Consider the following 25,435-nt stretch of genomic DNA (forward strand, 5'->3'; position numbering starts at 1 on the left):
CCACGCCAACCGGACTGTCAGTCCGTCTAGCCTTCCGTTCAGCATTCCGTACGCGAGGAGCTCACCCATGCCCATGCACGCTCTCGTCGTCGACCCCGCCGCCCCCGGCGCCCTGCGCCGCGGCGACGCACCCGAGCCGGCCCCCGCCCCGCACCAACTCGTCCTGGACGTACGGCACTTCTCACTGAACCGGGGCGAGGTGGCGTTCGCCGCGCGCAGGCCCGCGGGGACCGTGCACGGGTACGACGCGGCGGGTGTGGTCGTGCGCGCCGCGGCGGACGGCACCGGGCCCGCCGTCGGCGCGCGGGTCGCGGCGTTCGGCGCGGGCGCCTGGGCGCAGCGCATGGCCGTCGACACCACCGCGGTCGCCGAGGTCCCGGACGGGGTCGGCCTCGCCGAGGCGGCCGCCGTGCCGATGGCCGGGATCACCGCGCTGCGCACCCTGCGCAGCCGCTCCGTCCTGGGCCGCCGGGTGCTGATCACCGGCGCGGCGGGCGGCGTCGGCCGGTACGCGGTCCAGCTCGCGGCCCTCGGCGGGGCCCATGTCATCGCCTCGGTGGGATCGCCGGGCCGTGCCGCCGGGCTCGCCGAACTCGGCGCCCACGAAGTGGTCGTCGGCCTCGCCGGGGTCGACCGGCCCGTCGACCTCGTCCTCGACAACGTGGGCGGACCGCAGCTCGCCGCCGCCTGGGACCTGCTGGCCCCGGGCGGCGACGTCCAGGTGATCGGCTGGGCCTCCGACGCGCCGGCCGAGTTCGCCCCGTACTCCCTGTTCCACGTCGGCACCCCCAAGTCGATCACCACCTTCGGCGACGTCCACGAGGTCGGACCCGACCTCGCCACCCTGCTCGGGTTCCTGGCGGACGGGCGGCTCTCGGCGGAGGTGTCGTGGCGGGGCTCCTGGGAGCGGGTGGCCGACGCGGCGCAGGCCCTGCTCGAGCGCAGGGTCGCGGGCAAGGCGGTGCTCGACGTCGACGGTGACGGCGAGCCGTCAGGCCAACCGGCCGCCCGCTGACGTCGAACCGTCGGGCCGACCGGCCGCCCGTCGAAGGGACTTGAACCGGCCCTAGGGCGCCTGCACCGGCCCCGAGACGGCCGAAGCCGACGCCCCGACAGGGGACTCCTCGACCGTGATCACCCCGGCCGGGCAGAGGTCCGCGGCCGCGCACGCCGCCTCCGCCGCCTCCCCCGTCGGCGCCGGGTCGAGCACGAGGACGAGACCGTCCCCGGCGTCCTGGTCGAAGACCGTGGGCGCGGTCAGGGCGCACATCCCGGCGCCGCAGCAGTTCTCCCGGTCGATACGGATCCGCATCGGCTACACCTCGTCCCAGGCGACCGGGAGGCTCCACACCCCGTGGAAGGAGTCGTCGCGCATCCGCACCTCGGCCACGGGGGTGTCGAGGCGGAGGTGCGGGAACCTGCGGAACAGGGCGGGAAAGGCCACCCGCATCTCGACGCGGGCGAGTTGCTGGGCGAGGCACTGGTGGATGCCGTGCCCGAAAGCCAGCTGTCCGCTCGCCTGCCTGCGGATGTCGAGGGTGTCGGGGTCGGGGTACTTCTCCGGGTCGCGGTTGGCGGCGTGCAGGGCGACGGCGACCGTCTCCCCCGCCGCGATCAGGTGCCCGCCGAGCTCGACGTCCTCCAGGGCCGTGCGCACCGTGACGGGGCCGACGGTCAGGAAGCGCATCAGCTCCTCCACGGTCCCGTCGGTGAGCTCCGGATCCGCACGCAGGGCCGCGAGCTGGTCGGGGTGGCCGAGGAGCGTGAACGTACCGAGGCCGATCATGTTGGTGGTGGTGTCGAGGCCGCCGCCGAGCAGCAGGAGGGCGATCTGGACGAGTTCCTGTTCGGTGAGGTCCTCGGTGGCCAGGTCGCCGAGCAGGTCGTCGGTGGGCTCGGCGCGCTTGGCCTTGACCAGCGCGCCCAGGAACTCCCCGGCCTCCGACATGGCCCGCCCCATGTCCTCGGCGGTCGCGTCGGGGTCGCTCATCGTCGCCGTGCGCTCCTGGAAGAACTCCCGGTCGGCGTAGGGGACTCCGAGCAGCTCGCAGATGACCAGGGCGGGGAGGGGGCGGGCGTACGCCGGCACCAGGTCGGCCGCCGTCCCCTGGCGCTCCATGGCGTCGAGTAATTCCTCCGCAAGCTCCTCCACCCGGCCGGTGAGCTGACGCATGCGGCGGACCGTGAACTTGCCCGCGAGCAGCTTCCGGTAGCGGGCGTGCTCTGCGCCGTCGGCCCGGATGAACATGCCGGGGTCGGCGGGCGGCATCCGCTCCATCGCGCCCGCCCCGGGCAGCGGGATGTGCATCAGCTCCTGGCGCGAGCTGAACCGGGGGTCGGCGAGGACCTCGCGGACCAGGGCGTGGCTCGTGGCCAGCCAGCCCAAGTGGCCGTCGGGGTAGGAGAGGCGGCACAGGGGCCGCTCCGCGCGCAGCCGGGCGAACTCCTCCGGGGGGTCCCAGGGGCGGTCGGCAGGGCGGGTCATGGGCAGTTCGGGCACGGCGGCAAGGGCGTCGGGCATCTCTGGTTCCGTTCCGTCAGAAACCTTCAGGACTCTGGAAACGCTAAGTTGCGTTCACTCTGCCGTCAAACAATCACCCTCAATTCAAGCCGTTTGCTTGGCTTTTGAGGGCCCGTATTGCAATGACAATGAAGGTGAATGCACCACGTAATCGCACAGGGATTGCAATGAGCTGACGATGAACGCACACTTGTCCCCCTGGCGGAACGCAACAGGAGGGGACCGTCCATGCCGGGAGGCAGACTCAACGACCAGGACCGACGCGACATCGCCGCGGGCCTGGCCGAGGGACTCACGTACACGGAGATCGCCCGGCGCCTGGGGCGGCCGACCTCGACCGTCAGCCGGGAGGTCACCCGCAACGGCGGCCCCGCGGACTACCGCGCCGGGCGGGCGCAGCGGGCCACCGCGCACCGCGCCCGTCGCGCCAAGCCGTCCGGCGCCCCGGCGGCCCCGAACGCGTCGGAGGCACCGGACGCCCAGGACCGCGACGCCGCGTCGGTGCAGGACTTCGAGGAGCGGTTCACCGCGCTGCTCGTCCGGCAGGGGATGCCCCGGATGACGGCGCGGATCCTCACCTGCCTCTACACCACGGACACCGGCACCCTCACCGCGGCCGAACTCGTACGGCGCCTGCGGGTCAGCCCGGCCTCCGTCTCCAAGGCCATCGGCTATCTGGAGTCCCAGGAGCTGGTGCGGCGCCTGCGCGAGGGCGGGCGGCGGCCCGAGCGGTACGTCATCGACGACGACGTCTGGTACCGCGCCTGGGTGGCCAGCGCACGGACCAACGCGATGCTGGCCGAGGTCGCGCGCGAGGGCGCCACGATTCTCGGCGGGGGCACGCCCGCGGGCGCCCGGCTCGGCGAGGTCGGGAAGTTCCTGCACCACGCGAACCAGGACACGTTCGCGGCGGCCGAGCACTGGCGGCACGTCATCGCGCGCGAACGGCAGGCGGCGGCCGACGCCCCCGAGGAGCCGTAGGACACGAAAACCCGGAGGGAGGGCCACCGGACGACCGGTGACCCTCCCTCAGGGACGCGTATGCGGCACAGCCTTCGGCTCAGGTGGCCGACTCCAGCTGCATCTTGATGGCGGTCGGGTCGACGAAGCCCTTCGCCTCCACGTGGTCGCCCGACGACTCCCCGCGCAGCCGTCGCCCGATCCACGGCACCAGGTACTCGCGCGCCCAGTGGATGTCGTCGCGGCGCACCTCCAGGGTGTTTCGCGGGGGCTGCGGCGGCCACGGCTGGTCCGGGTCGGCGGGCACGTCGAGGCCGAGGACCTGGCCGGCCCGCAGCGCCACCCGGGTGTGCCCCTCGGCGGACAGGTGCAGCCGGTCGCCGTCCCAAGCCCTGCGGTCCTGCACGGTCTTGAGGGACCACAGGTCGAGCACCGGGCAGCCGTACCGGTCGGCCACCGCGCGCACATGGCCGTTGTACGTGGCGATCTTGCCGCGCAGATGCTTGAGGACCGGCACGCCCCGGGTGTCGAAGCCGGTGGTGACCATGACCGTGCCGACCGCCGAGGCGAGGTCCGCGACGGCCCGCTCGAAGCGCTCGGCGACCTCGTCCGGGTCGGTGCCGGGGCGGATGATGTCGTTGCCGCCCGCGCAGAACGTCACCAGGTCGGGGGCGAGCTTCTTCGCCTGCGGCACCTGGTCCGCCACGATCTGGTCGAGGAGCTTGCCGCGCACCGCGAGGTTCGCGTACCGGAAGGTGTGCTCGGGGACCCGGTCGTCGAGCAGCACGGCCAGGCGGTCGGCCCAGCCGACGAAGGTCCCGTCGGGCCCGGGATCCCCCACGCCTTCGGTGAAGCTGTCGCCCACCGCTGCGTAGGAGGTGAATGCGGCGCTGTCCGCGCCCTGGTGGGAGGTTGTCGACTCTGCTGTCACAACGTCACATCCTTCACTCCTCTAAGTGACTTACGCCACCGTAGGGAGGGGTTGACGCGGGGTGAGATAAGCCACCCGTCAAGTTTCTTCCAAGCCGGAATAACCCGGAACGTGCGGGTGCGCCCCGCACACGTCCCCCTCACCGCTCCCCCTCACCCATTCCCCCACTGCTCCCGCTCACCGCTCCCGCTCGCCTACGGCTCCCGCTGCCGCCGCAGCCGGAACACCCCCGCGTCCAGATCCCCCCGCAGCCCCGTGCGCAGCCCGTGGTGGAGCAGCACCGCGCCCCGGTGCACCGTCCCGGTGTCCCGGCAGACGTACGCCGCCCGCGGGTCGAGGCCGCGCAGCCGCAGCGGCGGGGCCTGTTCCCCGTACGACTGGCGGGGCAGCCAGGCGAGCACGACCACGTCGTCCCCGTGGACGTAGCTCACCGCGCTCAGCCCTTCACCGCCCGGCGGCCGCAGCCGGTAGAGGTCGCCGAGCTGCACCACCGGCCTGATCTCCTTGTAGAGATCCACCCAACGCTTCGCCTCGGCGCACTCCTCCTCGCTCCACCGGGCGAGGTCGCCGCCGATGCCGAGCACGCCCGCCATCGCGCTCACGAAGCGGAACCGCAGCGAGCTCACGCGGTCGTTGAGCTGGGTGTTGGGGCTGTCGGTGACCCACGCGGCCATGACGCGCGCCGGGTGCACCTGGCTGAGGCCGTCCTGGATGGCGAGCCGGTCCAGCGGGTCGGTGTTGTCGGAGGTCCACACCTGGTCGGTGCGGGCCAGGATGCCGAGGTCGATCCGCCCGCCGCCGCCCGAGCAGGACTCGAAGGCGACGCCGGGGTGCGCGGCCCGCAGCCGGTCCACCAGTCCGTACAGGGCGTGCACATGGCCGTCCCACAGGTGCTGCGGATACTCGGCCCCCGGCCAGCCGGCGTCGCTGAAGCTGCGGTTGAAGTCCCACTTCACATAGTCGATGGGGGCGGAGGACAGCAGCGCGTGGAGCCTCTTCCACAGGTACTGCTGCACGTCGTCCCGGGCGAGGTTGAGCACCAGCTGGTTCCTGAACTCGGTGCGCCTGCGCCCTGTTTGGTGCTGCACCCAGTCGGGGTGGGCGCCATAGAGCTCACTGTCGGCGTTGACCATCTCGGGCTCGACCCAGATGCCGAAGCCCATGCCGAGGGCGTGCACGCGCTCGGCGAGCGGCCGGAGCCCGTGCGGGAAGCGGTCGCGGTGGGGGGTCCAGTCCCCAAGGCCCGCCCGGTCGTCGACGCGCTGCCCGAACCACCCGTCGTCCACCACGAACAGCTCCGCGCCGAGGGCCGCGGCCCGCTCGGCGAGCTCCGCCTGCCGCTCCTCGGAGATGTCGAACCCGGTCGCCTCCCAGGAGTTGTAGAGGACGGGCCGCGGCGTCCCGGCGTCCGGGATCAGATGCTCGCGCTGGTACGCGTGCCAGGCGCGGCTTGCCCCGCCGAAACCGCCGTCGCTCCACAGCCCCGCGAACACGGGCGTGACGATCGAGTCGCCCGGCTTCAGCAGCGCCTGCCCGGAGTCGTCGTGGCCGCTGCCGCCGGTGATCTGCACGGCCCCGTCCGGCAGTTGCTGCACGGCGATGCGCCACGACCCGGACCAGGCGAGGGCGCAGCCGTAGACCTCGCCGTGCTCCTCGCCCGCGCCACCCTCGCCGCCCTCGCCGCCCGGACCGGCCGCGTCGAGCGCGACCCAGGGCAGGTGCTGGTGGCTGGTGTGCCCCCGGCGGCTGCCGATGACCTTCTCCCCGTACGTGAGCGGGGCGCGCACCAGTCGGGACTCGGCCGCCCACCGGCCGTGCAGCTGCGAGAGCCGCCAGCCCTCCCGCCCCGGGAGCGTCCAGGTGGCGGAGTCGGCGCGCAGCAGCTCCAACTCCGGTGAATCCGGGGGCCCTTCGTGCTTCATGGAGACGAAGCGCTCGATGACGTCCCCGCGCATCCGGTAGTACAGCGTGATCCCCAGCTGGTGCAGGGAGTCGGTGAAGTACAGCCACAGTTCGCCGTGGCGCTCCCCCCAGTCCGCGAACCGCCACTCGCTCCCCCGCACTCCCCCGCCGCGCACCACGAGTGCGGGCCGCACGAAGCGCGGGCCTCCCTCGACGGGGTACTCCTCGCGGCCGTCGAGCGGCGACTCGAAGCCCCGTGCGTCGGGCGGGGGCGCGGCGGCGAGCTCCTCCGCGTCGGCGAGCGCGATGCGCGGGCCCCAGTGGAGGTGCACCAGCTCATCGCGGTCGGTGACGTGCAGCGCGTAACTGCTGTGGGGTCCGGAGAGCACCCACGTACGCCCGCCTTTCGCCGCTTCGACGGCTCCGACCGCCTCGACCGCCTCGACCACCAGGAGCCCCCTCCGTCGCCCTGCGTCGCCTGCGCGCCGCCCATCATCGGGCCGGGTCCACCGCCCGGGCAACGGCCCCGCAGCAGATGATTGCCCGAGGAACCCATGTCGTATGGTCGAAGGCGCAGTCATCCGGCGAGCAGCGCCGACACCCCCACCAGGAGGAGCCCCCGTGACGCAGCAGGTCCCGTCGACCGAGCCCGAGCTGGCCGGAGTGCGCAACTTCCGCGACGTGGGCGGGCTGCCGACGATGGACGGCCGCCGGGTCGCGCCGGGCCGCCTCTTCCGCAGCGGGCACCTCGCGCACGCCACCGCGGCCGACGCGACGTTCCTGTCCTCGCTCGGGCTGCACACGATCTTCGACTTCCGCAACGCCGCCGACCAGCGCCTGGAGGGCCCGGACGTCGAGCTGCCCGGCGTGCGGAACGTGAACCTGCCGCTGAGCGACCCGGCGGACGGCGCCGAGTTCTGGACGATGGTGCGCGACGGGAACACGGATCAGCTGCGCTCGATCCTCGGCGACGGCAAGGCCGCGGGCCGGATGATCGAGTCCTACCGGTCGATCGTCACGGAGCGCACCGCCGAGCACAGCCGCGTGCTGCACTCCCTCGCGGACGACAGCGTCCCCGCCCTGATGCACTGCGCGGCGGGCAAGGACCGCGCGGGCCTCTCGATAGCCGTGACGCTGCTGGCCGTCGGCGTCGAGCGCGACGCCATCGAGGCGGACTACCTGGAGTCCAACGCCGCCCACCGCCGCTACAAGGTGCGCCGCCACAGCGACTCGGCCGAGGCGATGTCCCCCGAGATCATGGAGCTCCTGAGCCCCCTCTTCGACGCCCGCGCCGAGTACCTCGCCGCCGCCTTCGACCAGATCGAGGGCACCTGGGGCGACACGGAGACCTACCTCACCCAGGGCCTCGGCCTCTCCGAGCAGACCCGTGAGCGGCTGCGCGCGCGGCTGCTGGACTGACCGGCCCCGCTTTTCCCGCTCGGCCCTTCCGTCTGTTCGCCACTTCTCCTCTTATGCGCTACTTCTCCTCGGACTCCTCGTCGGTGCGCGCACCGGCGAGGACCGAGTCGAGCAGCCCGGGATAGCGGCGGTCGAGGTCCTCACGGCGCAGCGAGAGGAGATTCTCGCGCCCCGAGGGCCGCTGCCAGATGACCCCGCTGTCCCGCAGGACCCGCCAGTGGTGGGTCATCGTCGACTTCGACACATCGCCGATCAGGCTTCCGCAGGTGTGCTCCCCGCCCCCGTCCAGGACCCGGACGATCGCGAGGCGCTTGGCATTGCCGAGCGCGGTCAGGACGTCCTGGATCCGGATCTGCTCGGGCGTGGGATGACGTGACGACATAGTTCCACTGTACCCGGACAATCGAACCCTCCTCCCAACTGCGCCTGCGCACTTGATTGTACGTATGTTGCCGTACGGTCGCATCGTACGTATGTTTACGTACAGTCGACCCGACGGTGGGCCACCGGCCCACGTACTCAGGAGGGGTGTATTTCCGCATGTCTTCCACCACGGCGCCGCCGCGCCGCCTCGGCCTGGTCCTGGCCCTGCTCGCGCTCGCCCAGATGACCTTCTCGCTGGACCTCAACATCGTCTTCGTCGCGCTGCCGGACATCGGCGCCGACCTCGGATTCCCGGGCCAGACCCAGCAGTTGGTGGTGAGCGCCTATGTCGTGCTCGCCGGCGGATTCCTGCTGCTCGGCGGGCGCGCCTCGGACCTCTTCGGGCGGCGCCGGATCTTCGTCCTCGCCCTGACCCTGTACGCGCTCTCGTCCCTGGCGGGCGGCCTCGCCACCTCACCGGCGACCATCATCGCGGCCCGCGCCGTCCAGGGCATCGGCGGCGCCCTGCTCCTGCCCTCGACCCTCGCGCTGATCAACACCCTCTTCGAGGAAGGACCGAAGCGGAACCGGGCCCTCGCGGTGTGGGGCGGCGCGGGCGCCAGCGGCCTCACCCTCGGCGCCCTGCTCGGCGGCGTCCTCACCGAGGCGTTCGGCTGGCCCGCCGTCTTCTACGTGAACGTTCCGCTGGCCGGACTCGTCGCGCTCGCCGCCGTGTTCGTCATCCCGCGCGACGAACTCCGCACCGAGCGGCGCACGTTCGACCTGCCCGGCGCCCTCACCGCGACCGGCGGCTCGACCCTCCTGGTCTTCGCCCTCGTCGAGGGGCCGGAGCTGGGGTGGGGTTCGGCCGCGGTGATCGGCGCACTCGTCGCCGCCGCCGTCCTGCTCGCCGCGTTCGCGGCCGTCGAGTCGCGCACCGCGGACCCGCTCATGCCGTTCCGGCTGCTGCGCAACCGCAGCCTGAGCGTCGGCAGCGCCATCACGTTCCTCTACATGGCGACGTTCGGCACCCTGCCGTACTTCCTGACCGTGCTGCTGCAGACCGTGCACGGCTTCAGCGCCCTGCAGACCGGTCTCGCCTTCCTCGTGCCCTCCCTCGCCATCGCGGCGGGCACCCAGCTCGCCGAGCGCCTGACCGCCCGGCTCGGCACCCGCACCACGCTCCTGTCGGGCCTGGTCGTCGGCGCCCTCGGCACGGTCGCCCTGGCCTTCGGCTTCGACAGCGACGCGAGCTACCTGGCGCTCGTCCCCGGCCTGATCGTCTCCGGCGTCGGCCAGGGCATCGTCTGGACGGGCATGTGGATCGCCGCGGCCACCGGCACCGCCCCCGAGGAACAGGGCATCGCCAACGGCGTCGCCTCCACCACCATGAACATCGGAAACGCCATCGGCCTCGCCGTCCTCACGGCCCTCGCCGACACGGGCACGGACGGCACGTCCGGCGCCGCACTGCGGGCCGCGACCGCCGACGGGGAGTTCCTGGTGGTCCTGCTGACGGCGGCGGGCATGGCGGTGGCCCTGGCCATCGCGCTCCTGCTGCCGCGCTCCGCCCCGGACCGGGTGCACGCCACGGCCCCGGAGCGCGAGCCCGAGCTCACTGGTTCTGGGCGCCCAGCGTGAACAGCAGGTAGATGAAGGCCGCGAAGAGGTGGCCGACGGCGACGTAGATGATCAGCCGGATCCACAGGCCGCGGGGGAACTTCTCCTGCATCGTGTTCCGCGCGGGCCCCGGCACTGGCTCCGGCACGGGCTCCGGCGTCTGGTCCGTCTCGGCCGTCTCACTCATCTCGCATCTCCCTGTTGCTCGAACTCTGCGGAGCCCCGCCCAGGCACAGCGCCGTGGCGGGGCTCTGCAGCAATGTGTGGACGAAGAGAAGGTCGGCGCCGGCCGCGTCCGCCGCGGCGATGCGGTGCGGGGTCAGCGAGTCGAAGTGCGCGCTGTCGCCCGGGGCGAGGAGGTGCGCGGTGTCCCCGAGCCGTAGCCGGAGGCGTCCGTTGAGGATGTACAGCCACTCCTCGCCCGGGTGCACACGCACGATGTCCCCCTGTGTCCCCGACGGCACATGCACCCGCAGCGCCTGCATCCCCCGCCCCCGCGCCCCCGCCTGCCAGTAGGTCCAGCCCCCGGCCGGACTCGGCTCCATGTCCTCGGCACGCACGACGGCATCCCGTTCGGTGACCGTCTCACCGAGCAGCTCCGAGACCGTCGTACCGTAGGCACGCGCGAGAGAGAGCAGCACCGGCAACGACGGCTGGCGCAGCCCGGTCTCGAGCCGGGAAAGATGGGCGGGCGAGAGTCCGATGGTGCGGGCTGCCGCTTCCAGTGTCAGAGAGGCGCGGCGACGCAGCTCACGCAGCTGCGGCGCGACCGCGGGCAGCTGCGGGTCTGCGTCCGGCTCGGCAGGGCTCATGTATGCGATTGAGCCAGAGCCCTGCCTCAGGGGCAAATTTCTTGCCCCTGAGGCAAAGGGTGCACGTTCAGCGGTTGGCGACGGCCTGCTTCACCAGCGTCTTGCCGAAGTCCCACATGAGCCCGCCACCGCTGTGCGCGTCATCCATCACGGCGGTGAACGCCGTCACGAACCGCTCCACCTCCGCCTCTCCCACGGTCAGCGGCGGAATGAGCTTGATCACTTCCAGGTGGTCGCCGGACACCTGCGTGAGGATCCGGTGCTTCTGCAGCAGCGGCACGACGACCATCTGCGCGAAGAGCCCCTTGCGCGCGGCCTGCAGCATGGTCCAACGGCTGCGCAGCTTCAGCGACTTGGGTCGGCCGAACTCGATGCCCACCATGAGCCCGCGACCGCGCACATCGCTCAACAGCTCGTAGCGGCCGATGAGTTCGGTGAGGCGGGACTTCAGAAGCTCACCCGTCGCGCGGGCGTTCTCCACGATCTTCTCGTCCTCCATCACCGCGAGGACCGCGAGCCCCGCCGCCATGGCCTGCGCGTTGGAGCCGAAGCTCGCCGAGTGCACCAGGACCCGGTCCATCGACGAGTAGACCTTCTTGAAGATCCAGTCCTTGCCGAGCGTCGCGCCCACGGGCACGTACCCGCCCGACAGCGCCTTCGCCACGCACACCAGGTCCGGCTCCACGCCCTCCTCGTGCTGGTAGGCGTAGAAGTCCCCGGTCCGCCCGAGCCCGGTCTGCACCTCGTCGGCGATGAGCAGCGCCTTGTGCTGGTGCAGCAACTCCTGGGCGGCGCGCAGATATCCAGGCGGCGCCTCGTGCACGCCCTTGCCCTGGATCGGCTCCAGGATCAGGCCGGCGACGTCCCCCTTCTTCAACTCCTTGCGCAGGGCGTCGAGATCGCCGAGCGGCACCGGGGTGTCGGGCAGCAGCGGCGCGAAGCCGTCCCGGAAGCCGTCCTCGCCGTTGACGGACAGCGAACCCGTGGTCAGCCCGTGGAAGGCGTGCGAGCAGTACAGCACCCTCGGCTTCCCGGTCGCGTACCGGGCGAACTTCAGCGCCGTCTCGACCGCCTCGGTCCCGCTGTTGCCGAAGAACACCCGGTCCAAGTGCGGGCTGTGGCGCAGCAGTTGCTCGGCGAGCAGTCCCGGCAGGGGCTGGCAGTCGAAGCGCGTCAGGTCCGCGAGCGAGGCGTCGAGGACGTCGTGCAGCGCCTTGCGTACGACGGGGTGGTGGCGGCCGAGGCCCATCACCCCGAAACCGGCGAGCATGTCGAGGTAGTCGTTGCCCTCCGCGTCCCAGAAGTAGGCGCCCTCCGCCCGCTCGTAGACCTTGTCGAAGCCGATGGTGTGCAGCATGCGGGGCAACTGGTGGTTCAGGTGCCGCGCGTGCAGTTCGTAGCGCTCGGCACCGCGCTCGGCGAGCAGCCGGCCGAGGTCGAACTCCTTGCTCATTCCTTCTCCTTGACTGGACCGCCCGACGCCGGGGCGCCCGGGTCCGCTTCCGCCTTGGCCGCCAGCGACGCCCCGATCCGCCCCGCGATCTCGACCGGTGTGAGCCCGAGGTCGGCGAGCACCTCGCCCCGCTTGGCGTGCGCCAGGAACTGGTCGGGGATCCCGAACCGCCGTACGGGCACGTCCACCTCGGCCTCGCCGAGCGCGAGCGCCACCGCCGAGCCGACCCCGGCCTCCTTGCTGTTGTCCTCGACGACGGCGACGATCCGGTGGCGCGCGGCCAGGCCCGGCAGCTCTGTGTCGACCGGCTTGACCCAGCGCGGGTCGACGACGGTGCAGCGCAGACCGCGGGCGGCGAGCAGCTCGGCGGCCTGCAGGCAGACGGGCGCCATCACGCCGACGGACACCAACAGCACGTCGGCGTCCGGCTCTTGGAGGAGGACGTCCATGCCGCCGATCCGGTCGACCGCCGGGACCGGGGCGCCCACCGACTCCTTGGGGAAGCGCAGCATCGTCGGCGCGTCGTCGACGTTGACCGCCTCCCGGAGCTGGAGGCGCAGCTGGTCGGCGTCGCGCGGCGCGGCGATCCGCATGCCGGGCACGACCTGGAGGATCGACATGTCCCACATCCCGTTGTGGGAGGCCCCGTCGGGCCCGGTGACCCCGGCCCGGTCGAGCACGAAGGTGACACCGCAACGGTGCAGCGCGACGTCCATGAGGAGCTGGTCGAAGGCCCGGTTGAGGAACGTGGCGTAGAGCGAGACGACCGGGTGCAGGCCGCCCGTCGCGAGCCCCGCCGCCGTCACGGCCGCGTGCTGCTCCGCGATGCCCACGTCCCAGACCCGCTCGGGGAACTCCTCCGCGAACTTGGTCAGCCCCACCGGGTGCAGCATCGCCGCGGTCAGCGCCACCACGTCCTCGCGCTCCCGCCCGATGCGGACGATCTCGTCGCCGAACACCGAGGTCCAGGAAGGGCCGTTGGAGGGGGCGAGCGGTTCGCAGGTCAGCGGGTCCATGACGCCGACGGTGTGGAAGCGGTCGGCCTCGTCGGCGAGCGCCGGTTCGTAGCCGCGGCCCTTCTCGGTGAGGCAGTGGACGAGGACCGGGCCGTGGAAGCGTTTCGCACGTCGCAGCGCCGACTCGACGGCCGCGGTGTCGTGCCCGTCGATCGGGCCCACGTACTTCAGGCCCAGGTCCTCGAACATGCCCTGCGGCGCGAAGGCGTCCTTGAACCCCTTCTTCGCGCCGTGCAGCGACTCGTACAGCGTCCGGCCCACCACGGGGGTGCGCTGGAGGACGTCCTTGCCCCAGGCCAGGACCCGCTCGTAGCTGTCGGTGGTGCGCAGCGTGGCGAGGTGGTTGGCGAGGCCCCCGATGGTGGGGGCGTAGGAGCGTTCGTTGTCGTTGACGACGATGATCAGCGGCTGGTCCTTGGCGGCCGCGATGTTGTTGAGCGCCTCCCAGGCCATGCCGCCGGTGAGCGCCCCGTCCCCGATGACGGCGACGACGTGCCCGCGCTCGCCCTGCACCCGGCGGGCCTTGGCGAGCCCGTCGGCCCAGCCGAGCGCGGTGGAGGCGTGGCTGTTCTCGACGATGTCGTGCTCGGACTCCTCGCGCGAGGGGTAGCCGGACAGGCCGCCCTTGCCGCGCAGCTTGGAGAAGTCCTGCCGGCCGGTCAGCAGCTTGTGTACGTAACTCTGGTGCCCTGTGTCCCACACGATGCGGTCAACGGGCGACTCGAAGACCCGGTGCAGAGCGATGGAGAGCTCCACCACGCCCAGGTTGGGCCCGAGATGACCGCCGGTCCTGGCCACGGCGTGGACCAGGAACTCCCGGATCTCCTCTGCCAGTTCGTCGAGCTCCGCCTCGGTCAGCGCCTTGAGATCGCGCGGCCCCCGAATGGTTTCCAGAATGGTCATGCTCGGGCCCCCTAGCTGGTTGTCCTCAACTCACGGTGACGTCGGGCGCTCCCGACGCGATGCCCGCGTCCTCCATCTGCGCGGCGATCTTCATCGCCTCTTCGATGAGGGTCTCCACGATCTTCGACTCCGGGACGGTCTTGATGACTTCGCCCTTCACGAAGATCTGGCCCTTGCCGTTGCCGGACGCGACGCCGAGGTCCGCCTCACGGGCCTCCCCCGGCCCGTTCACCACACACCCCATGACGGCGACGCGCAACGGCACCTCCATGCCGTCCAGCCCGGCGGTCACCTCGTCGGCCAACTTGTAGACGTCCACTTGCGCCCGCCCGCAGGAGGGGCACGAGACGATCTCCAGACGGCGTTGGCGCAGGCCGAGCGACTCCAGGATCTGGATGCCGACCTTGACCTCCTCGGCGGGCGGCGCCGAGAGCGAGACCCGGATGGTGTCCCCGATGCCCTCGCTCAGCAACGCCCCGAAGGCGACCGCCGACTTGACGGTCCCTTGGAACGCGGGTCCGGCCTCGGTCACCCCGAGGTGCAGCGGATAGTCGCAGGCCGCGGCGAGCTGCCGGTAGGCGTTGACCATCACCACGGGGTCGTTGTGCTTGACCGAGATCTTGATGTCGCGGAAGTCGTGCTCCTCGAAGAGGGAGGCTTCCCACAGCGCCGATTCCACGAGCGCCTCGGGGGTGGCCTTCCCGTACTTCTTCAGGAGCCGGGCATCCAGCGACCCGGCGTTCACGCCGATGCGGATCGGGGTGCCCGCGTCCTTGGCGGCGCGCGCGATCTCCCTCACCTTGTCGTCGAACTGCTTGATGTTGCCCGGGTTCACGCGGACCGCCGCACAGCCCGCGTCGATCGCCGCGAAGACGTACTTCGGCTGGAAGTGGATGTCCGCGATCACCGGGATCTGCGACTTGCGCGCGATCGTCGCCAGGGCGTCCGCGTCGTCCTGGGTGGGGCACGCCACCCGCACGATCTGACAGCCGGACGCGGTCAGTTCGGCGATCTGCTGCAGCGTGGCCCCGATGTCCGAGGTGCGCGTCGTCGTCATGGACTGCACCGAGACGGGTGCGTCGCCTCCCACGGCCACCGGCCCGACCTGGATGCGCCGCGAGACGCGACGCTCCGCGATCGGCCGGACCGGCAGCTCGGGGAGGCCCAAAGAGACGGGCTCTCCAGAGGTCATGACGTCACCGGTTCCCGGCGACGCTCTCGCGGGCCGCGCGGATCGACTCCTTCAGGGAGCCCATCGTGGCGAGGACGGCGGTCGGCTCGTAGCCGCAGTGCGCCATGCAGTTGTCGCACCGCGGGTCCTTGCCCCGGCCGTACTTGCTCCAGTCGGTCTCCTCGATGAGCTCCCGGTACGTGGGCACGTACCCGTCGCTCATCAGGTAGCAGGGTCGCTGCCAGCCGAAGAGCGAGTAGTTCGGGATCGCCCACGCCGTGCACTGGAAGTCGACCTTGCCCTCGAGGAAGTCCAGGAACAGCGGCGAGTGGTTGAGCCGCCAGCGGCGCCGATTGCCGCCCGCGAACGCCTTCTTGAAGAGCTCGCGGGTCTGCTCCACGCCCAGGAAGTGGTCCTGGTCCGGGGCCTTCTCATAGGCATAGGCGGGCGAGAGCATCATCTCGTCCACCTTCAGGTCGTCATTGAGGAAGTTGAGGACCTCAATGATGGTCTGCGGGGTGTCCGTGTTGAAGAACGTCGAATTGGTGGTGACCCGGAAGCCGCGCCGCTTGGCCTCCTTGATGGCCTCCACCGCCTCGTCGAACACGCCCTCCTTCGCGACGGATTCGTCGTGCCGCTCCCGCATTCCGTCGATGTGCACGGCAAACGCGAAATAGGGAGAGGGCTTGAACTTGTCCATCTTCTTGCGGAGCAGCATCGCGTTGGTGCACAGGAAGACATACTTCTTCTTGGCCACCAACTGCCGCACGATCTCATCGATCTGAGGGTGCATCAGCGGTTCGCCGCCGGCGATGGAGACCATCGGCGCGCCCGATTCCAGGACCGCGCCCACGGCCTGCGCCACCGGCATCCGCTGCTTGAGCACTCCGGCGGGGTGCTGGATCTTTCCGCAGCCCTCGCACTTCAGATTGCACGCGAAAAGCGGCTCCAACTCGACGATCAGCGGGAACTTGTCCCGCTTGCGCAGCTTCTGTTCAAAAAGGTACGTCGCGACCTTGACTGACTGGCGCAGCGGCATAGCCATCTGGCTCACCTCCGGGGGAGCAGCGAAGAACGGTGCCATTCGAAGAAAGCGGGAAGCACGGCACGAAGAACGCGGAAAGCTGATATTCCACCGCGCACTGTGCCGATACGGACGAGTTCGTGCTGTGGGGCGTCCACGACCACCCGGACGGCCGCAACGGGGCGGTGTCCGGCGCGCACGGCGCTGCGCAGCGTCGCTGCGGACTCCATGTCCACCGCGATCGCACCCGTGGCGAGCAGGTCGGCGCGCTCATGGCCGCGCACGACGTGGTCGGAGCCGGTGAGCGGCCCGGTGTGCACGGTGCGGCCGGGCACGGCCCGCACCAGCTCCTTGACGAGCAGGTCGGTGCCCTCGCACGGCGTGCGGCCGTGCGGGTCCCGGGTCTCCTCGGCGACCACGAGGTCACCGGGGTGCATCCCGGGGGCGAGCCCGGCACAGAAGCCGGTGGCCACGACGGCCGCGCCGGACAGGGCGTCCCGGCCGAGCGCCGTGGTGACGGAGCGCTCGGCGTTCTTGGGCCCCATGCCGGTACGCAGCACGGTCACGGCCCCAGGCGAGCCGCTGCGGTCACCGGTGCGCAGGGCGAGGTGCTCGATGCCGAGCGCGCAGGCGATCAGCAGCGGCGCGGAGCCGGCCGAGGTTCCGGCCATCAGCTCCCCTTGCCGGAGCAGCCCGTGAACGGCTCGCCGTTGACGTACCGGCCCAGAGCGGTCAGCGGGAACACCTGCCGGTACAGGTGGTAGTTGATGGAGAAGTCCCAGGGGAAGCCGGTCCCGGTGAAGTACGGCTCGTCCCACGAGCCGTCCTCACGCTGGGTCTCGGCGAGCCAGGCGACGCCCCGCTCCACGGCCTTGGAACCGTGCTCGCCGGCCGCGAGGAGCGCGAGCAGCGCCCAGGCGGTCTGCGACGCGGTCGAGGCGCCGTGCCCGATCCACTTCTCCTCGCGGTAGGAGCGCAGGTCCTCGCCCCAGCCGCCGTCCTCGTTCTGCACCGACTCCAGCCAGCTCACGGCCCGCCGGATCGCCCGGTGCGAGCCGGGAAGCCCGGCCGCGGTCAGGGCGGGCACCACCGACCCCGTCCCGTACACGTAGTTGACGCCCCAGCGCCCGAACCAGGCGCCGTTCGGCTCCTGTTCGGCGAGCAGCCACTCGATGCCGCGCCGGGTGCGCGGGTCGTGGGCCTTGCCCTCGATCGCGAGCATCTCCACGACGTGCCCGGTGACGTCGGCGGACGGCGGGTCGATGACCTCGCCGAAGTCGCAGAACGGCAGCTTGTTGGGGAGCGGGCTGGTGTTGTCGACGTCGAAGGCGCCCCAGGCGCCGTTCTTCGACTGCATGCCGAGGTTCCAGCGCACGCCCCGCGCGATGGCGTTCTCCACCCGGTCCGGGTCCGGGTGCTCGACCCGGCGCAGCGCGAGGACCACCTCGGCGGTGTCGTCGATGTCCGGGTAGTTGTCGTTGTGGAACTCGAACGCCCAGCCGCCGGGCTGCAGTTGGGGCTTGCGCACCGACCAGTCGCCGGGGCGCACGATCTGCTCGCCCAGCATCCAGTCGGCGGCCCTCACCAGCTGCGGGTGGTCGGCGGGCAGGCCCGCGTCGGCGAGCGCGATGGTGGCGAGGCAGGTGTCCCAGACGGGCGACTGGCACGCCTCGATCATCCGCGCCCCGTCCTCGCGCCACACGGCGAACCGGTCGAGGGACTCCAACCCGCTCTTCAGGACGGGGTGCTGGAGGTCGTAACCGAGCAGGTGCAGGGCGATGACCGAGTAGACCGCCGGGGGCTGGATGCCGCCCCAGCAGCCGTCGTTCTCCTGCCGCTCGATGATCCAGCGGGCGGCGCTGTTCATCGCCGCCTTGCGCAGCCGGCGCGGCGCGACCTTGTGGTACATGTGCAGCGCCTTGTCGAGGCGCTCGAAGACGCCGTCCCAACTCGCCACCGGCGAAGGGGCCTTGGGCGGGTTCGGCACGCGTACGTCGGTGTGCAGCTCGTCGAGCGGGAACGGCGCCGGGCGGACCGGGCGCTTCGCGGAGACGATGGTGAGCGGCACGATGGTCTGCCGCGCCCAGCACCCGAAGTCGTAGATGTTGAGCGGGAACCACTTCGGGAAGTAGATGAGCTCCGGCGGCAGTTCGGGCAGGTCGTCCCACTTCCACCAGCCGAAGAGGGCCAGCCAGATGCGGGTGAAGACGCGGCTGGCCGCGATGCCGCCCTGCGCGCGCACCCACGCGGACGCCTTCGCCATGTGCGGGGCGTCCGGGGCGTCACCGGCGAGGCGCAGCGCGACGTACGCCTCGATGGTGGTGGAGAGTTCGCCGGGGCCGCCGTAGAAGGTGGCCCACGTGCCGTCGTCGCGCTGCTCGCCGCGGATGAAGAGCGCAGCGGCGCGCGTGGTCTGCTCGTCCCTGATGCCGAGGAACTGGCGCAGGAGCAGGTCTTCGGCGTCCATCGTCACGTTCGTGTCGAGGTCGCCCTTCCACCAGCCCTGGGCGTCCTGCCGGGAGAGCAGGAAGTCTGTCGAGCGTTGTATGGCTCGCTTGGCGGCGTCCTGTGTCCCGGCCGTCTCGGGGGTCGTGTCGGTTGTTTCGGTGGCCGAGGGCGCAGGGGGCGTCACCGCTCCGGTGCTTCCGTCGGTCGTCGCTGTCATGGCTTCCCCTTCGTGCAGCTGCAGTTGGTACCTCTGCTGTGGGTCGACCGTCGGCCGGCGCGCCCCGAAGACGGGTGCGCTCCGGCCGGCGACTGCGAGTCATATCCGCGCGATAGTGATCATCTCTTTCGTACGACGACGAAGTCGGCGAGCGCGACCAGCTGCGCCCGCACCCGGTCCGGCATCTGGATGCTGTCCAGCGCCTCGATGGCGACGGCGTGCTGGCGCCGGGCCTCCTCGGCGGTCCACTCGCGCCCGCCCGCCTCTTCGATGAGAGCGGCGCGCGCGGCGAACTCCTCCTCGGAGAAGTTGTCGAAGTCATTGCTCTTGGCGTCGGCGGCGAGGAGCTCGCCGAGCCGCTCGGAGGCGGGACCGCCCGCACCGAGCGCGGCCACGACCGGCAGGGACTTCTTGCGCTGCCGCAGGTCGCTCCACGTCTGCTTGCCGGTGGCCTCCGGGTCGCCCCAGATGCCGAGCAGGTCGTCCACGGCCTGGAAGGCGAGGCCGAGGTGGTAGCCGTACTTCTCCAGGGTGTCCGCGGTGTGGTCGTCCGCGCCGCCGAGCACGGCGCCGATGGAGACCGCGCAGGCGAGCAGCGCGCCGGTCTTGTTGCCCTCCATCTCCAGGCACTCGACGACGCTGACGCGCTCCCGGTGCTCGTACGAGATGTCCTGCGCCTGGCCGTCGATGAGGGCGCGGGTCGCGGTGGTGAGGCGGCGGGTGGCGCGGCCCGCCTCGACGGTGCCGAGCTCCAGGAGGATCTCGTTGGCGAGGGCGAACAGGGCGTCGCCCACGAGGATGGCCTGCGCGGGGCCGTGCACCTTCCACACGGTGTCGCGGTGGCGGCGCTGTTCGTCGCCGTCCATCAGGTCGTCGTGCAGGAGCGAGAAGTTGTGGACGAGTTCGACGGCGACCGCGCCGGGCACGCCGACCTCGGGGGCGGCACCGGCGGCCTCGGCGGAGAGCAGGGCGAGCGCGGGGCGCACGGCCTTGCCGCCGTCACCGTCGGACGGGTTGCCCGCGGCGTCGATCCAGCCGAAGTGGTAGGCGGCGACGGTGTCCATGGGGGGCGCGAGGCGGTCCACCGCGGCCCGCAGCACCGGGGTGGCCAGCGTCCTTCCGCGCTCGAGCAGTGAGGTCACGTCCACCGTGTCGGCAGCCGTTTCGGCCGAGGGCACAGTCGGCACAGTCTCTCCTCTTGTTCCGGTGCGGGGTTCCTGGGGACCTGACCCCAGGACGTCGAGCTTCACGCCGCCTCCTCGAAAGCGAAGAGATGATCGCGGGGGCGGTCGAGTGTGGAGAGAGCGGCCCTGGCCGCGCTGATGCCACTGCGCACGGCGCTCTCCATGGTCGCGGGCCAGCCGGTGGCGGTCCACGCGCCGGCCAGGTACAGGCCGGGGGCCCGGGTGCGGGCGCCGGGCCGCAGCCTGCCCACTCCGGGTGTGGGCGCGAACGTCGCGGTGCGCTCGCGCGTGACGAAGAAGTCCCGGATCTCGGCGCCGTGCGCCGCGGGCAGCAGGCGCTCCAGCTCCGGGAGATAGCGCTCTCTCAGTGCGGCGACGGGCGCGTCGATCTCGTCCTGCGCGGCCGACTGGGAGACCGCCAGGTACTGCCCGTCGGCCAGGCCCGATGCCTCGGTCCGGTCGAAGACCCACTGGACGGGGGTGCCGAGCGCGGCGAAGAAGGGCCGCTTGAGCACCTTGCGGTCGTACACCACATGGATGTTGAGGATCGGCGCGGTGTCGATGTCCAGGAGCCGGTCGGGCTCGTCGAGGGCGCCGTCCGGCAGCAGGTCGTGGGTCTCGGCCTGCGGCACGGCGAGCACCACGGTGTCGGCCTCGATCCGCTCGCCGGGAACATCGACGCCCCAACTGCCGTTCTCCATACGGGAGATGGAGGTGACCTTTGTCCTCAGTTCCGTGCGTACGCCCGCGGAGTCGAGCGCCTTGCGGGCGAGCCCGTCGTGCAGGTCACCGAGGGGCACACGGGCCCAGCCGATGTCCGCGGCGCCCGGGTCGGAGAGCAGCCCCGTCTTGAAGACCATCGCGGCGAGAGCGAGCGAGGAGTCGCCCGCGACCGCGTTGAGGGTGGCGACGCCGACGAGGTCCCAGAGCGCCTCGATGGCGCGCGGCGACTGCCCGTGCCTGGCGAGCCAGGTCCCGAAGTCCTGGGTGTCCAGGGCGGGGTCGGCGAGGTCCAGGCCCTTGAGGGCGAGCGAGGCGCGGCCCACCTTGGCGCGCTCGGCGAGCGAGAGGTGCGGGTAGGTGGCGAGGCTGGCGGCGAGGTGCAGCGGCACGGGCAGCGCGGCCCGGCGCAGGCGTCCGAGGCGCTTCTTGTCGGCGTCGAGCACGGGTACGTCGAGACGTTCCTGCAGCGGCGCCAGGTGGCGCCCCTCGACCCGGTCGAGGAACCACTGGTAGGCGGTGCAGCAGCGCAGATAGACGTGCTGGCCGTTGTCGACGGTCAACTCGCCGCGCTGGAAGGAGAAGGCGAGCCCGCCCAGGCGCGGGCGTCCCTCGAGCAGCGTCACCCGCATCCCGGCGTCGGCGAGCGAGAGGGCGGCGGTGATCCCGGCGAGACCACCGCCCACGACTACAGCGGCCGTCCTTCCCGGACGGCCCGCACGATCCTCTTCGACCCCGCCGGGCCGCATGTCCTCGCTGCTCATGCACCCTCCCCTTCGGTCGTTGCAGTCTGGGACGCCGCCTCGGCGCGGAGGGTTGCCTGCCGCTGTCCGCGCATCACGTACGTCTCCTGACGGTCTGCCGGGAGACGGAGCGCGCATCGAGTCCGGACAGGCCGCGCACGGCGACGTACGCCTTCTCGCGACCGGGCAGCGAGACCCGGCCCCGCAGCACCGCCTCGGGCTCCCGCTCGATGCGGTCGAGCAGGCGCCGGTAGATCCCCGCCATCGCCGCGACGCAGGCCCCGCTGCGCCGGTCGAGCAGCGGAAGCAGCCGGTAGCCCTCGGCGAACAGGGCCCGCGCGCGCCGCACCTCGAAGTGCACGAGCCCGGCGAAGTCGGAGCCCGCCGGCGGCTCGGAGCCCGAAAAGCCCGCGGAGCAGCCGAACTTGGCGAGATCGTCGGCGGGCAGGTAGGTGCGCCCGCCCTGGGCGTCCTCGCGAACGTCCCTGAGGATGTTGGTGAGTTGGAGCGCCAGGCCGAGCGTGTCGGCATACTCCGGCGCGCGCTCCGCGTTCAGCGCCCCCCGCTCGGTGCCGAAGACGCCGAGCGAGAGCCGCCCGATCGCCCCGGCCACACAGCGGCAGTAGACCTTGAGGTCCTCCCACGTCTCGTAGGTCTCGCCGCGCACGTCCATCAGGACGCCGTCGATGAGCTCGTCGAAGCCGCCGAGCGGGAGCGGGAAGTTCGCCGCGGCGTGCGCGAGCGCGACGGCCACCGGGTCGGTGTCGTCCTCCGCCACGTCCCCCTCGCGGATGCGGGCGAGCAGCGCCCGGGTCTCGTCGAGCCGCACCGCCTTCACGTCCACGGGGAGCTCCCCGTCACCGATGTCGTCCACGCGCCGTGACAGGGCGTAGAGCGCCGACATCGCGCGGCGTTTGGGCGTCGGCAGCAGTCTGATGCCGTACGCGAAATTACGTGCCTGCTGCCCGGTAACGGCCTCGCAGTAGCTGTACGCGGCGAGTACCGGCGCGGACACGTGCGGGTCTCCCTCCACGGTCCGGCTCACCCCTCTCCTCGCAGAACCGCTCCCACCTCGCGCACCAAACGGAGCTTCGTGGGCTTCGGCGGCCTTGGAAGTACGTCGTATCCGGCGGCGGCGATCGCATGGACCGTCGCCCTCCCCCCTGCCACGAATCCGGCCAAGAGCACCTTCAGCCTGCCGTGGACGCTACCCACCAGGGGGGTGCCTTCATTCAGGAGGCAGTGGGCGCGTTCTGCTTCATATGCAACCAGTGCGCGCACCGACGCGCCTGCCGTGGGGACGGCCAGATCCCGCTCCTGGACGTGGAAGCGCTTCATGTCCTGGGCGGGCAGGTAGATCCGGTCCCGGCCGAGGTCCTCGCTCACGTCCTGGAGGTGCTCCACGATCTGGAGGGCCGTGCACACCGCGTCCGAGCGGCGGATGCGCTCGGGGGTCGCGGTGCCGGTGAGGGCGAGGACGAGGCGGCCGACCGGGTTCGCGGAGAGCTCGCAGTAGGCGAGGAGGTCGTCGTAGGTCTCGTACCGGCTGACGAGCTGGTCCTGGCGGTTGGCCTCGATCAGGGCCAGAAAGGGCTCGGGGGTGAGCTCGCGGCGGCGCACCGTGGGGCGCAGCGCGCGCAGCAGCGGGTGGCCGGGCTCCTCGGTGGCGCTGAAGACGCGGCGCAGATCGGCCTCGAAGGCGTCGAGGAGGACGAGGCGGTCGTCGGCGGCCTGCGGGTCCACGCCGAGGAAGCGGGCGTCGGCGCCGCCGGGGGCGAGGTCGCCGTCACCGATGTCGTCGACGAGCCGGGCGAAGCCGTAGACGGCCATGAGGTCGGCGCGCCACGCCTTGGGGAGGAAGAAGGGGGCCACGGGAAAGTTCTCGTCCGCGGCCTTGTCGAGGACGGCTGACGCAGCGTGGAGCTGGAGATCATCCGTAGCCATTGCCGTCACGACTCCCGTTCTACACTGCCGACCCAATACATCCTATTTCGGACACGCCGCTCGGCACCCCGCCTGGCGCAGCAGGCCCCTCCCCCAGGACCCCGTGCGATATCACCCCACTTGCCGCGAATCAGCACCGGTACAGCTTACGTTGTACAACCAACGGCGCTTCGTCGGGGTGTTCTGCACATCACAACAACGCACCGATTGGCGTCAATCTTCCCTGAACTACTGGGAGTTGAGAGGCGGACGGGGTGAATGTCGGCTGAAAAGACGTCAGGGTCCCGCCGGAGGTGATTCCGGTGGGACCCTGACGCTCGGGAAGGACTGGGGAAGGAACCCCGGGGGCTACTTCCCGGTGAACTTCTCGTACTCCTTGATGACCTCGTCGGTCGGGCCGTCCATGCGGAGCTCGCCGCGCTCCAGCCACAGCACCCGGTCACAGGTGTCGCGGATCGACTTGTTGTTGTGGCTGACGAGGAAGACGGTGCCCGCCTCCTTGCGGAGCTCGCGGATGCGGGCCTCGGAGCGCTTCTGGAACTTCCGGTCGCCGGTGGCGAGGGCCTCGTCGATCATGAGGACGTCGTGGTCCTTGGCGGCCGCGATGGAGAAGCGGAGACGGGCCGCCATACCGGAGGAGTAGGTGCGCATCGGGAGCGTGATGAAGTCGCCCTTTTCGTTGATTCCCGAAAAGTCGACGATTTCCTGGTACCGCTCCCGGATCTGCTCGCGGGACATGCCCATCGCGAGCCCGCCGAGTATGACGTTGCGCTCCCCCGTCAGGTCGTTCATCAGGGCCGCGTTGACGCCCAGGAGCGAGGGCTGGCCGTCGGTGTAGACCTTGCCCTTCTCGGCGGGGAGCAGACCGGCGATGGCCCGCAGCAGCGTCGACTTGCCGGAGCCGTTGGAGCCGATCAGGCCGATGGCCTCGCCGCGGTACGCGGCGAAGCTGACGCCGCGCACGGCGTGCACCTTGCGGACCCCGCGCTCCTCGCCGCGCTTGAACATCCGGCTCAGCGCCGCGGTGGCGCTGCCCTTGCCGGTCTTGGCTCCGTTGACGCGGTAGACGATGTGCAGCTCGTCGGCGATGACGGTGGGGATATGGGCGTCGGCCCTCTGCTCAGCCACGGCCGTACCTCTCCTCAGCCTTCCAGAAGTACACGAAGCCGACGACGCCGGTGACGACGGCCCAGCCGAGCGCGAGCGCCCAGACGTGCGGCGGCAGCTCCTGGTACTTGCCGATGTCGTCGATGAGCGCGTACCGCATCAGGTCCATGTAGACCGCCGCCGGGTTGGCGAGGAGCGCGTCCGCGACCCAGGACGGGGCGCTGGCCTTGTCCAGCATGTGGCTCAGCGGGAACATCACGCCGGACGCGTACATCCAGGTCCGCAGGACGAAGGGCATGAGCTGGGCGAGGTCGGGCGTCTTGGACCCCATCCGCGCCATGATCATGGCCAGGCCGACGTTGAAGAGGAACTGCAGCGCCAGGGCCGGCACGACCAGCAGCCACGACCAGGCCGGGAAGTGCCCGAAGCCGAGGAGCACGACCACCAGGACGATCATGGAGAACAGCAGCTGCTGGAGCTGCTGCAGCGAGAAGGAGATGGGCAGCGAGGCGCGCGGGAAGTGCAGCGCCCGCACCAGACCCAGATTCCCCGAGATCGCCCGCACACCGGCCATCACGGAGCTCTGCGTGAAGGTGAAGACGAAGACACCCGTCACCAGGAACGGGATGTAGACGTCGTTGCCCATGCCGCCCCGGCCGCCGAGCAGCAGGCCGAAGATGAAGAAGTAGACCGCGGCGTTCAGCAGCGGCGTGGCCACCTGCCACAGCTGGCCGAGCTTGGCCTGGCTGTACTGGGCGGTCAGCTTCGCCTGCGAGAAGGCGAGAATGAAGTGGCGCCGTCCCCAGAGCTGGCGGACGTACTCGAAAAGTCCGGGCCGGGCGCCGCTGACGGTCAGACCGTACTTGGCGGCGAGCTCGGCCAGGGAGAGCCCGTCATCGGGCGACGGGGGCGCGGTCACCGCAACCCCGCCGTCATGCGTTGTCTCACTCACGAGTGGAAACTTTCGTCTTCAGAAG

The 25,435-nt window shown here is 71.3% G+C and carries 23 protein-coding genes; 4 read left to right on the top strand and 19 right to left on the bottom strand.

All coding sequences use genetic code 11. The features are described 5' to 3' along the window. Positions 1-73: 73 nt before the first annotated feature. Positions 74-1,015, top strand: coding sequence for a zinc-binding dehydrogenase (locus ACQB60_RS06270; RefSeq protein WP_496925616.1), 942 nt, complete (start codon positions 74-76; stop codon positions 1,013-1,015). A 51-nt stretch (positions 1,016-1,066) separates the two neighbouring features. Here ACQB60_RS06270 and ACQB60_RS06275 read toward each other — a convergent pair whose 3' ends face one another. Together ACQB60_RS06275 and ACQB60_RS06280 are read right to left on the bottom strand one after the other, a co-directional pair. Then, positions 1,067-1,312, bottom strand: coding sequence for a ferredoxin (locus ACQB60_RS06275; protein ID WP_496924819.1), 246 nt, complete (start codon positions 1,310-1,312; stop codon positions 1,067-1,069). A gap of 3 nt (positions 1,313-1,315) precedes the next feature. Further along, positions 1,316-2,521: a cytochrome P450 gene (locus ACQB60_RS06280; protein WP_496924820.1), complete on the bottom strand. Its 1,206-nt coding sequence runs from the start codon at positions 2,519-2,521 to the stop codon at positions 1,316-1,318. 228 nt (positions 2,522-2,749) lie between these two features. On the opposite strand from ACQB60_RS06280, the gene ACQB60_RS06285 reads away from it, so the two are divergent. Next, positions 2,750-3,502: a GbsR/MarR family transcriptional regulator gene (locus ACQB60_RS06285; RefSeq protein ID WP_496924821.1), complete on the top strand. Its 753-nt coding sequence runs from the start codon at positions 2,750-2,752 to the stop codon at positions 3,500-3,502. 79 nt (positions 3,503-3,581) lie between these two features. Here ACQB60_RS06285 and ACQB60_RS06290 read toward each other — a convergent pair whose 3' ends face one another. Both ACQB60_RS06290 and ACQB60_RS06295 read right to left on the bottom strand, forming a co-directional pair. After that, positions 3,582-4,412: an SGNH/GDSL hydrolase family protein gene (locus ACQB60_RS06290; RefSeq protein ID WP_496924822.1), complete on the bottom strand. Its 831-nt coding sequence runs from the start codon at positions 4,410-4,412 to the stop codon at positions 3,582-3,584. A 194-nt stretch (positions 4,413-4,606) separates the two neighbouring features. Beyond that, complete coding sequence (locus ACQB60_RS06295) at positions 4,607-6,763, bottom strand: alpha-galactosidase (RefSeq protein ID WP_496924823.1); 2,157 nt, start codon at positions 6,761-6,763, stop codon at positions 4,607-4,609. A 172-nt stretch (positions 6,764-6,935) separates the two neighbouring features. On the opposite strand from ACQB60_RS06295, the gene ACQB60_RS06300 reads away from it, so the two are divergent. Further along, a complete protein-coding gene (locus ACQB60_RS06300; protein ID WP_496924824.1) occupies positions 6,936-7,733 on the top strand; it encodes a tyrosine-protein phosphatase in 798 nt (265 codons plus the stop codon). Positions 7,734-7,791: 58 nt separating this feature from the next. Here ACQB60_RS06300 and ACQB60_RS06305 read toward each other — a convergent pair whose 3' ends face one another. After that, the gene (locus tag ACQB60_RS06305; RefSeq protein ID WP_496924825.1) at positions 7,792-8,115 is read right to left on the bottom strand and encodes an ArsR/SmtB family transcription factor; all 324 of its coding nucleotides are present in this window, start codon (positions 8,113-8,115) and stop codon (positions 7,792-7,794) included. A gap of 158 nt (positions 8,116-8,273) precedes the next feature. On the opposite strand from ACQB60_RS06305, the gene ACQB60_RS06310 reads away from it, so the two are divergent. Next, on the top strand, positions 8,274-9,737 hold the full coding sequence (locus ACQB60_RS06310; protein ID WP_496924826.1) for an MFS transporter: 1,464 nt from the start codon (positions 8,274-8,276) through the stop codon (positions 9,735-9,737). On the opposite strand, the gene ACQB60_RS06315 is transcribed toward ACQB60_RS06310, so the two are convergent. The 14 genes from ACQB60_RS06315 to ACQB60_RS06380 form a co-directional block, all read right to left on the bottom strand. After that, on the bottom strand, positions 9,712-9,828 hold the full coding sequence (locus ACQB60_RS06315; RefSeq protein WP_384830816.1) for a DUF6126 family protein: 117 nt from the start codon (positions 9,826-9,828) through the stop codon (positions 9,712-9,714). The genes ACQB60_RS06310 and ACQB60_RS06315 overlap by 26 nt on opposite strands. Positions 9,829-9,895: 67 nt before the next feature. Then, the gene (locus ACQB60_RS06320; RefSeq protein ID WP_496924827.1) at positions 9,896-10,528 is read right to left on the bottom strand and encodes a helix-turn-helix domain-containing protein; all 633 of its coding nucleotides are present in this window, start codon (positions 10,526-10,528) and stop codon (positions 9,896-9,898) included. 67 nt (positions 10,529-10,595) lie between these two features. After that, complete coding sequence (locus ACQB60_RS06325) at positions 10,596-11,981, bottom strand: aspartate aminotransferase family protein (protein WP_496924828.1); 1,386 nt, start codon at positions 11,979-11,981, stop codon at positions 10,596-10,598. After that, on the bottom strand, positions 11,978-13,900 hold the full coding sequence (dxs, locus tag ACQB60_RS06330; protein WP_496924829.1) for a 1-deoxy-D-xylulose-5-phosphate synthase: 1,923 nt from the start codon (positions 13,898-13,900) through the stop codon (positions 11,978-11,980). The genes ACQB60_RS06325 and dxs overlap by 4 nt, the downstream gene beginning before the upstream one ends. 25 nt (positions 13,901-13,925) lie before the next feature. Then, positions 13,926-15,092 (bottom strand): flavodoxin-dependent (E)-4-hydroxy-3-methylbut-2-enyl-diphosphate synthase, encoded by a 1,167-nt coding sequence (gene ispG, locus ACQB60_RS06335; RefSeq protein ID WP_496924830.1) that lies wholly within the window; start codon positions 15,090-15,092, stop codon positions 13,926-13,928. 4 nt (positions 15,093-15,096) lie between these two features. Further along, the gene (gene hpnH / locus ACQB60_RS06340; RefSeq protein WP_384830274.1) at positions 15,097-16,116 is read right to left on the bottom strand and encodes an adenosyl-hopene transferase HpnH; all 1,020 of its coding nucleotides are present in this window, start codon (positions 16,114-16,116) and stop codon (positions 15,097-15,099) included. A 5-nt stretch (positions 16,117-16,121) separates the two neighbouring features. After that, positions 16,122-16,766 (bottom strand): phosphorylase family protein, encoded by a 645-nt coding sequence (locus tag ACQB60_RS06345; RefSeq protein WP_496924831.1) that lies wholly within the window; start codon positions 16,764-16,766, stop codon positions 16,122-16,124. After that, the gene (gene shc / locus ACQB60_RS06350) at positions 16,766-18,760 is read right to left on the bottom strand and encodes a squalene--hopene cyclase (protein ID WP_496924832.1); all 1,995 of its coding nucleotides are present in this window, start codon (positions 18,758-18,760) and stop codon (positions 16,766-16,768) included. The genes ACQB60_RS06345 and shc overlap by 1 nt, the downstream gene beginning before the upstream one ends. Before the next feature lie 119 nt (positions 18,761-18,879). Continuing rightward, positions 18,880-20,010, bottom strand: coding sequence for a polyprenyl synthetase family protein (locus tag ACQB60_RS06355; RefSeq protein WP_384830283.1), 1,131 nt, complete (start codon positions 20,008-20,010; stop codon positions 18,880-18,882). Further along, positions 20,007-21,413 (bottom strand): hydroxysqualene dehydroxylase HpnE, encoded by a 1,407-nt coding sequence (gene hpnE, locus ACQB60_RS06360; RefSeq protein WP_496925617.1) that lies wholly within the window; start codon positions 21,411-21,413, stop codon positions 20,007-20,009. Before hpnE ends, ACQB60_RS06355 begins: the two co-directional genes overlap by 4 nt. 88 nt (positions 21,414-21,501) lie before the next feature. Further along, positions 21,502-22,452, bottom strand: a complete 951-nt coding sequence (gene hpnD / locus ACQB60_RS06365) for a presqualene diphosphate synthase HpnD (protein WP_496924833.1) — start codon at positions 22,450-22,452, stop codon at positions 21,502-21,504. Next, the gene (hpnC, locus tag ACQB60_RS06370) at positions 22,449-23,351 is read right to left on the bottom strand and encodes a squalene synthase HpnC (protein WP_496924834.1); all 903 of its coding nucleotides are present in this window, start codon (positions 23,349-23,351) and stop codon (positions 22,449-22,451) included. Before hpnC ends, hpnD begins: the two co-directional genes overlap by 4 nt. Before the next feature lie 348 nt (positions 23,352-23,699). Further along, positions 23,700-24,479: an ABC transporter ATP-binding protein gene (locus tag ACQB60_RS06375; RefSeq protein WP_384830292.1), complete on the bottom strand. Its 780-nt coding sequence runs from the start codon at positions 24,477-24,479 to the stop codon at positions 23,700-23,702. After that, positions 24,472-25,410: an ABC transporter permease gene (locus tag ACQB60_RS06380; protein WP_496924835.1), complete on the bottom strand. Its 939-nt coding sequence runs from the start codon at positions 25,408-25,410 to the stop codon at positions 24,472-24,474. The genes ACQB60_RS06375 and ACQB60_RS06380 overlap by 8 nt, the downstream gene beginning before the upstream one ends. Between the last annotated feature and the right edge of the window lie 25 nt (positions 25,411-25,435).

Source organism: Streptomyces odontotermitis (genome assembly GCF_050510915.1).
Taxonomy (GTDB): Bacteria; Actinomycetota; Actinomycetes; order Streptomycetales; family Streptomycetaceae; genus Streptomyces.